This is a genomic window from uncultured Candidatus Kuenenia sp. (genome assembly GCF_900696675.1).
Taxonomy (GTDB): domain Bacteria; phylum Planctomycetota; class Brocadiia; order Brocadiales; family Brocadiaceae; genus Kuenenia; species Kuenenia stuttgartiensis_A.
This window is the reverse complement of record NZ_CAADGZ010000139.1, coordinates 1-8,221: the sequence shown is the minus strand read 5'-3', so window position 1 is coordinate 8,221 and position 8,221 is coordinate 1. Positions and strand designations below refer to the sequence as shown.

Here is an 8,221-nt window from a genome sequence, read left to right as displayed (position 1 = left end):
AGTCATTTTCGTAAACAGCAGTAAGAGCGATTCCGTACTTGGAGGGGTATTCAAAACGTGAAAATGTAGATATTTTTGCGACCGGAGATATTTTGTCCTTGACAAAAGCCTTCTAATGAGTGAACCCGCCAGGAGTCGTGTAATGTTTACGCTGAATAGTTACGATTTGTTTGACTATAAATTTGAAATTGAAATGGTAGTAATTTGTGGTATAATTCCAAACATCAATAAAGGGGCCCATAGCTCAGTTGGTTAGAGCAGCGGACTCATAATCCGCGTGTCCAAGGTTCGAATCCTTGTGGGCCCACTTTTACTTTCCAACCCATTCACAGTCTACAGTTTCCAGTCGGCAATCAGCAGTCTACAATCTGCAATTTGCCGACTGCCGGACTGCACGCTTACTCTCCCGACAGCTTAAAATACTCGATAACCTGCTTCATGTCCTCCCGCGCGGCCTGGCCGGGGTCTATTTTTAAGAGTTCCAGTAAATAACTTTTTGATTTTTCGGCATCCCGCTTATTGACAAGATACAAAAATACAAGCCTTTTATAAGCATTTACCTCACCGGGGTAACGAACAATCATATGTTGAAATACGTTTATCGCATCATCGGCCATACCCATCCTGTAGCAAAGATTGCCCAGCGCAAGGAGGGCATTAAAATTGTCCGGGTCTAACTGAACCGCCCTGCGGTATGCCTGAACAGCCCTTTCTCCCTCTTCCAGGTTTTCATAAGCAAAGCCAAGATTGTAATAACTCTGCGGCTGATTTTGGTTTAACGCAACCGCTTTTTCAAAATACTCAATAGCATCATGCATCTTCCCCCGCTTTGCATAGTTTACCCCTACATTATTTACGGCAAGGATATATTTGCTGTCGTACAGAAGGGATTCTCGAAACTCCTCAAGGGCTTCATCAAGCTTTTCCATTGAATTGTAAACACTGCCAAGCCCATTGTGCGCATGCGAATAATCCGGTTTTATCCTGAGCGCCTCAAGATATTCCTCCTTTGCCTTATCAAGCTGCCCCCGGTTGTAATAAATATTGCCTAGATTGTTGTGCGGCTGCGCGTAATATCTGTCAAGCCGGATTGCCTCTATGTATTCTGCCTCTGCCTTTTGTTCTAATCCCTGTTTCGTATATACTATGCCAAGATTGCTGTGTATGCTGGCGTCTTCAGCATTGCAGAGCAATGCGGCCTGATATTCCTTTTGGGCCCGTTCAATATTCCCCTTTTCCAAATAAACGTTTCCAAGATTGCAATGCGCACGATGGCTTTGCGGAGACCTTACCAGGGTCTTTGTCCACAATGAAAATTCATCCCGCCAGTCTCCGTTTTTCCTTATAATAGAAAAGCCATTGCTGCCTACCATAAAAATTATGATGACCAGTTGCACCACTTTTCTTAAAGGAATAGCACGGGAAGACAGCGTTGTATCGGTAATACGGTAGATAAGTATCCCCTTTACCACACAAAAGCCCATAACGGGAAGATACAGATATCTTTCCGCCATAATATTTCCGATAGGAACAATATTCATAACCGGCAGGAGCGTGATGAAAAACCAGGCCATCCAGCAGGCAAAGAAATGCCTCACTTTGCATAGTTTCGCAAGGATGACAAAAACGGCACATAAAAACAAGACGGAGAGAATGCCTGACCACTCCAGAGAAGATTTTACAAGGGGCACCACATAGTCCGCATTCAGGTTAAACGGAAAGAAAGACGCCTTGATATAGGATGCCAGCACCTTAAGCATCGTAAAAATATTCAGCCAGAATCCCCCAGGCTGATACTCCGCCTGCACTGCCGGATTTCTTAATACTACAAATCGTATCACGATGTAAAACAGTGAAACGGCAAAATATCCAATATAAATACCTTTAAGCCTTCGCAAAATGCCTTGCCGCATGCCTTGGCCTGAAAAGATAACAAATAAGAATAAAATAGCCGGCAGGGTTATGGCCATTTCTTTTGAAAAAAGCGCAAGAAAATACGTAAGGAGAGAGAGGCAATAATACATGATAAAACGTCTTTTCTCCCCATTGCTTTCAAACAGCAATGTGTCAGATTTTACAAAACAGATGAGAGAGATAAGCATAAATGTTGCAGAAAGAAGATCCTCGCGATATCCAATAGCATTTACTGTTTCCGTAAGAATCGGATGTGTGATAAAAAAAAGTGTGGAAAGCCACAGTATCTTTTTATTTTTTATCACCTGGCGGAAGAAAAGATAAAAAAGCGTGGTATTTACTGCATGTAATAAAACGTTTGTCAAATGAAAACCAAAAGGGTTGAGCTGCCAGAGGCTATAATCAACAAAATAAGAAAAGGTCACAAATGGCCGGTAACTCATCTCCCCTGAAATGATAAAATAATCTGCAGAAAACAATGCGGGAAAATACTTCCAGTCCTTGATAAAACCGTTGTCCACGATAACCTTGAAATCATCATAAACAAATTTCCCGTGAGTGGCATTTATATAAAGCAGAAGGGAAAAGACCGGTATTAAGACAAGAATACAGGAAAAAAGGGAGGTACGTTTTGAATTTGATTTGATGAACAAAAAAGGCGTTTCCTATCATTTAATAAAAATATATCAACATTACGCTACAAAAAACGTCTTCCTATAATATAATATGAAAATATCGGAAACAAAATATTTTTACAAACTCTCTTAAATATACTATGGAAACGACCATTCAAACAGATTTTATAAAATTCCTCGGTACGGCCGGGGCGAGGATTGTCGTATCGAAACAACTCCGCGCATCAGGGGGCATTTGGTATTCATTGCACGGTTTCAACGTTTTGGTAGATCCGGGTCCTGGATGCCTTGTAAGATGCCTTTCAAGCAGGCCAAAAATGGACCCGATGCAACTGGATGCAATTATCCTCTCCCACAGGCATCTGGATCATGCCGCAGATGTGAATGTTATGATAGAAGCAATGACTGAAGGGGGATTTAAGAAAAGAGGAACACTCTACGCCCCCGAAGATGCATTAACGGAAGATCCGGTTGTTTTCCACTATGTAAGAAACTATATCACTAAAATAATTATCATAAAGGAAGGTGGGCGTTATCAACTGTCAGACGGCGTCTACTTTGAAACACCGCTCAAACATCAGCATCCAAGTGAAACATACGGCATTAATTTCATTACCCCAGAATATACCATTTCACACATCGTCGATACCCGTTACTTTCCGGATTTATTAAAGTGCTACAATGGTGACACATTGGTTATCAACGTTGTCCGCTATAACGCTGACCGCGACACAAGAAAATGGCTGTATCACCTGACAATAAGAGACGTCAAAGAAATAGTCACCACACTAAAACCAAAAACTACATTATTGAATCATTTTGGAATGACCATGCTCAAGGCTCACCCCCACAAGGTTGCCGAACAATTATCAGCGGAAACAGGACTCAACATTATAGCCGCAAGCGACGGGATGCGATTTAATTTAAAAAAGTAGGGGCGAAACATCTGCCGGTTTGGGTAAGAACGCATTTATGAAGATTTATGGCAAACGCTTCGCCCCTGGACAGAAAGCATATCGCTACGCCAGGCGGGTTCAGATTATAAATCTGAGCCCGCCTGAAAGATCCCCCATATTTCTTATAGAGTGGAAGCAGGAGCTTCCAATGCAATTACATTCCCATAAAATATGAGGAGTTACCCCCTTATTTTTGAGATAACAGAGTTCATTTGACCAGGTCTGCGGAGCTAGGGAACGAACGTTTTGCTTTTTCAAAAGACTAAAGTGTTACTAAAATGTTACTTTTCCTTCTTCTTTTTACTTATACCTTTGAGGATAAAAAATAATAAATCATGCGCAGGAAAAAAGAGGGAAAATAAATATTTTACATTTTAAAAAATAGCGTATAATAAAGTTCATTGTTTCATTGGTCTGTCGTTTTTGATTGCCGACAGGCATTATGAAACATACAAAACGTTTCGGTTCAAACATGGACGACTTAATCAACCGGGAGGAGGGGCACTAAGCAGGGACACTAAATCCTGCGTTTTTCTCTTGTTTGCGCCACCCTGAAAACTCACATGCAAAATGAAAATTCCTATACTATTAAATTATGAATACCGTAAACAAAGACCATATTGAAAAAGCATATCCTGATTATAAGCACCTTATAGAAAAGGCATTTCAAACCGGCCAGTACCACATTTTTAGCTGGTGGAACGAGATAACTACTGCCGAAAAGCTGCATCTTTTGAAACAGATATCTTCAATAGATTTTACGCTTTTACAAAAACTTTTTCACGAAAGCTTTATTTCCGCTTCTGACATGTTTCAGAAAAATTTACAACCCCCACCGATTATTGGCATTCCGGAAAATATTACTGGAAAAAAAGCTGCTGAAAAGGCGAAACAGGTGGGGGAGGAGTCCTTGTGCAATGGAGAAATTGCCATCCTTACCGTTGCGGGGGGACAGGGAACACGGCTGGGAATCGATGGACCAAAGGGCATGCTCCCCATATCGCCAATCAACAAAAAAAGCATTTTTCAACTTCATGCCGAGAAAATACGCGCTCTTCAAACGAAATACAACGCAATGTTTCCCTGGTATATTATGACAAGCGAAACAAATGATCACGACACGCAGGAGTTTTTCCGTTCAAACAAATTCTTCGGGCTTGACCAACAACGGGTATATTTCTTTACCCAACGAATGATTCCCACAGTAGATATGAACGGAAAAATTTTGATGAATGCAAAGTCAAATATTGTAATGAGCCCGAACGGTCATGGGGGCACAATTATTGCGCTTCAGGAAAAAAGTATTATAAATGATATAAAAGAACGGGGGGTCAGGCACATCTTTTATCACCAGGTGGATAACGTGCTTATAAAAATGGCAGACCCTGTATTTATTGGCTATCATCTTATGGATGGCGCGGATGTGTCATCAAAGGTGGTTAAAAAACGCAGCCCTGATGAAAAAGTAGGAGTGATTGTTTCTCTTGACGGACACTTGCACGTGGTTGAGTATTCGGAACTGAGCCAGGAGGACAAATATGCAAAAAACAATGATGGCACTTTAAAATATAATGCAGGAAATATTGCGATTCACATATTCAGCATCGCCTTTCTTGAAAAGCTGTTTCAAATGGAAACCTACCTTCCGTATCATATCGCAATAAAAAAGGTTCCTTTTATTGATTTGAACGGCAATTTGATTACCCCGAAAGAAAATAACGCCATTAAATTTGAAACATTTATATTTGACGTTTTAAAGCACGTGAAAAATGGTGTACTTATGGAAGTTATCCGCAAGGAGGAATTTTCTCCGGTAAAAAATGCAGAAGGAGACGATTCTCCCGCAACAGCGCAACAAGACATGGTAAATATATTTGGCCAATGGTTGCGAAAGGCGGGGGTTGCCATCCCGAAGGATTCTAATGATAATGTAAAGGGACTTATTGAAATCAATCCCTGTTTTGCATTTAATGAGGAGGACTTAATAAAAAATGTGGATAAGGATTTGGAATTTAGAGGTTTTTTGAATCTTTAGTATTGAAATTTGAATATTGAACATTTTTCTTATTGCGTAACATGAGTTACACGGTTTTGGAAGTTAATGCTCAATGTTCCATCGCATAAGACCGGAAGTATGGTAGCGGCGGAGGGAATCGAACCCCCGACCTGCGGCTTATGAGTCCGCTGCTCTAACCATCTGAGCTACACCGCCATTTGTTTAGATTCTTCAAATCTGATTTGGGAAGGGTTGTTTAAGAAGAATTGTGGAACAGATGAATCGAAATGGTATTTATATAAAAAAGATAACATCTGTTATCATCGTTTTCAAGGAATTTTCTCTAATTATGGCAACTATTTAGCCAACCGGGGGAAAAGCAGTAACATACGTCATTGCCCCATAAAAGCTAACGTGTTTTTGATATTTTTTGTACAATTTATTTTTATTAACAACTAAATTTAATAGAGAAATAAAATGATACGTCAACCAGCAGTAGCGGGGTCTTTTTACAGCGGGGATAAAAGCCGGTTACAACATGAGATCGATACTTTTATCATCAAGGATTGTGAAAAACAATCTGCTCTGGGGGCAGTTTCTCCTCATGCGGGCTATATGTACTCCGGCAGTATTGCCGGAAGTTTATATTCGCACATTACGATACCGGATTTGGTAGTGATATTGTCACCAAATCATACCGGATATGGCAAGCCCTATTCAATTTGGCCAGGAGGTTCCTGGATAACCCCTTTTGGAGAGATAGCAGTAAATGAGGAAGCGGTGGATGAATTGGTTAATAGTTGCCACCTTATAGAAAGAGACAAGGAGGCTCATTTGTATGAACATGCTGCAGAGGTACAAATACCCTTTATTCAATATTTTAATCAGAAAACAGAGATAGTTGTAATGACCATAGCCTCCAGAAAAATTCAGGACTTGAAAACCATAGGGAAGTGCATGTCCCAGATGCTGCAGAAATTGCACCCCGATGCGCTCGTAGTGGCATCTTCCGATATGACGCATCACGAGCCGCAGGCGTCTGCAAACAAGAAAGATAACATTGCCATCAATGAAATTTTAGCGCTTAACGAAGACGGCTTATACAACAAGGTGCGCGAATTACGCATTTCCATGTGCGGAATATACCCTGCAGTGATTATGCTTACTTGCTCCAAAGAACGTGGCGCAAAAGAAGCAATACTCGTACGCTACGCAACGAGCGGGGACGTCACCGGCGATTATGATCAGGTGGTAGGGTATGCGGGAATTATCATTCGATAGCTTCTGGTTAGCCCTTTGAAAAAGGGAAAACGCTCGTTACCAAGCTCCGGCTTGGGAACGCAATTGCATTGGAAGCTCTCGCTTCCATTTAGTATCGGTAGAGACGCACGGCCGTGCATCTCTACATTTTAATTGCGGCTTTGCTGCGCCATGATTTTTCATTTCACTCATTCAGAGACGAAAATATTGTATGCCATTTTCCATATCAGTCATAATACCAGCCTATAATGCTGAAAAAACAATCGGGCAGTGCTTACATGCCCTGAAACAACAAAATTATCCATCCGCTTCATATGAAATAATTTTGGTAGATGACGGTTCAAAAGATGCAACAGGTGAAATTGCAAGGGCGTATGATATAAAATATCTCCGGCAGGAAAATAGTGGGCCCGCGGCGGCGAGGAATAAAGGAGCAATGGCGGCAAAAGGAGAAATTATTTTATTTACCGACTCCGATTGTGTGCCGGAACCTGATTGGATAAGGGAAATGGCTGCGCCGTTCAACGATAAAAGCGTAATGGCGGTAAAAGGGGCATATAGGAACAGGCAGAAAAGTATTGTAGCCCGTTTCGCCCAGCTTGAGTTTGAAGAGCGGTTTGAAATGCTGAAAAAGGCTGCATCAATCGACATGGTTGACACGTATTCCGCGGGTTTTCGTAAAGATGCGTTTCTTCAGCTTGGCGGTTTTGATACGAGTTTTCCCGTTGCGAACAATGAAGATACGGAATTGTCGTACCGCATGTCAACGCGGGGATTTAAAATGGTGTTCAATCCAAACGCCATTGTTTTTCATTTAGACCATCCCGCTTCGGTAAAAAGGTATGCAAGGCTTAAATTCTGGAGGGGGTACTGGCGGACGGTAGTATATAAAAAATTTCCCGGCAAGATGCTTAAAGATACCTACACCCCTCAAACATTAAAATTACAGATTCTTTTTCTGTTTTTATTCCTAATGAGCATTTCCTTTTCTGTTTTTTCCCCCACTGGCTTGTATGCGGCATTTGGCGCAGGTGCATTTTTCTTCCTACTATCCCTGCCTTTAATGATATTGGGCGTCAGAAAAGATTGCCTCGTTGGATTATGTGTTCCGTTTTTACTTGTCCTCAGGGCAGGTGCTCTGGGATTTGGAATGTTATGGGGAATGGTGCGAACACGGTTTCATTAAATTATAAGTAAAATATGGCAACCACGGAATACACGGAAAAAAAGAATTTGGAAGAGGATGATGAGTGAGAATGGAGAAAATTTTGTTGGAAGAAGAATCGTATGCTAAATGAGGTTATATGAGAATGTATTGTAAAATAAATTTCCGTACTACTATCCATCAATTTCTTGTTTTTTATGCGTGTTTTTCATGCCGCCATTTCCGTAAGTGCTTTAATATCAAGGGCTGAAGCGGTCATCAGTGAACAAGAGAACTTCTGGCCTTTCTCCGTCAA

Annotated in this window: 5 protein-coding genes and 2 tRNA genes; 5 read left to right on the top strand and 2 right to left on the bottom strand. The window is 41.2% G+C overall.

All coding sequences use genetic code 11. The annotated features are described in order from the left end of the window. Positions 1–233 precede the first annotated feature (233 nt). Positions 234–307, top strand: a tRNA-Ile gene (locus QZT26_RS14980). Between the two features lie 91 nt (positions 308–398). Here the strand turns inward: QZT26_RS14980 and QZT26_RS14975 are convergent. After that, positions 399–2,567, bottom strand: coding sequence for a tetratricopeptide repeat protein (locus QZT26_RS14975; RefSeq protein WP_295103302.1), 2,169 nt, complete (start codon positions 2,565–2,567; stop codon positions 399–401). A 122-nt stretch (positions 2,568–2,689) separates the two neighbouring features. Between QZT26_RS14975 and QZT26_RS14970 the strand changes: the two genes are divergently transcribed. Together QZT26_RS14970 and QZT26_RS14965 are read left to right on the top strand one after the other, a co-directional pair. Further along, complete coding sequence (locus QZT26_RS14970; protein ID WP_295103300.1) at positions 2,690–3,484, top strand: MBL fold metallo-hydrolase; 795 nt, start codon at positions 2,690–2,692, stop codon at positions 3,482–3,484. Between the two features lie 616 nt (positions 3,485–4,100). Then, positions 4,101–5,540, top strand: coding sequence for a UDPGP type 1 family protein (locus QZT26_RS14965; RefSeq protein WP_295103299.1), 1,440 nt, complete (start codon positions 4,101–4,103; stop codon positions 5,538–5,540). Positions 5,541–5,640: 100 nt separating this feature from the next. Here the strand turns inward: QZT26_RS14965 and QZT26_RS14960 are convergent. Then, positions 5,641–5,717, bottom strand: a tRNA-Met gene (locus QZT26_RS14960). A gap of 261 nt (positions 5,718–5,978) precedes the next feature. Between QZT26_RS14960 and amrB the strand changes: the two genes are divergently transcribed. Together amrB and QZT26_RS14950 are read left to right on the top strand one after the other, a co-directional pair. Next, positions 5,979–6,782, top strand: coding sequence for an AmmeMemoRadiSam system protein B (gene amrB, locus QZT26_RS14955; RefSeq protein WP_099325407.1), 804 nt, complete (start codon positions 5,979–5,981; stop codon positions 6,780–6,782). Between the two features lie 190 nt (positions 6,783–6,972). Then, the gene (locus tag QZT26_RS14950; protein ID WP_295103296.1) at positions 6,973–7,947 is read left to right on the top strand and encodes a glycosyltransferase; all 975 of its coding nucleotides are present in this window, start codon (positions 6,973–6,975) and stop codon (positions 7,945–7,947) included. The last annotated feature ends 274 nt before the right edge of the window (positions 7,948–8,221 follow it).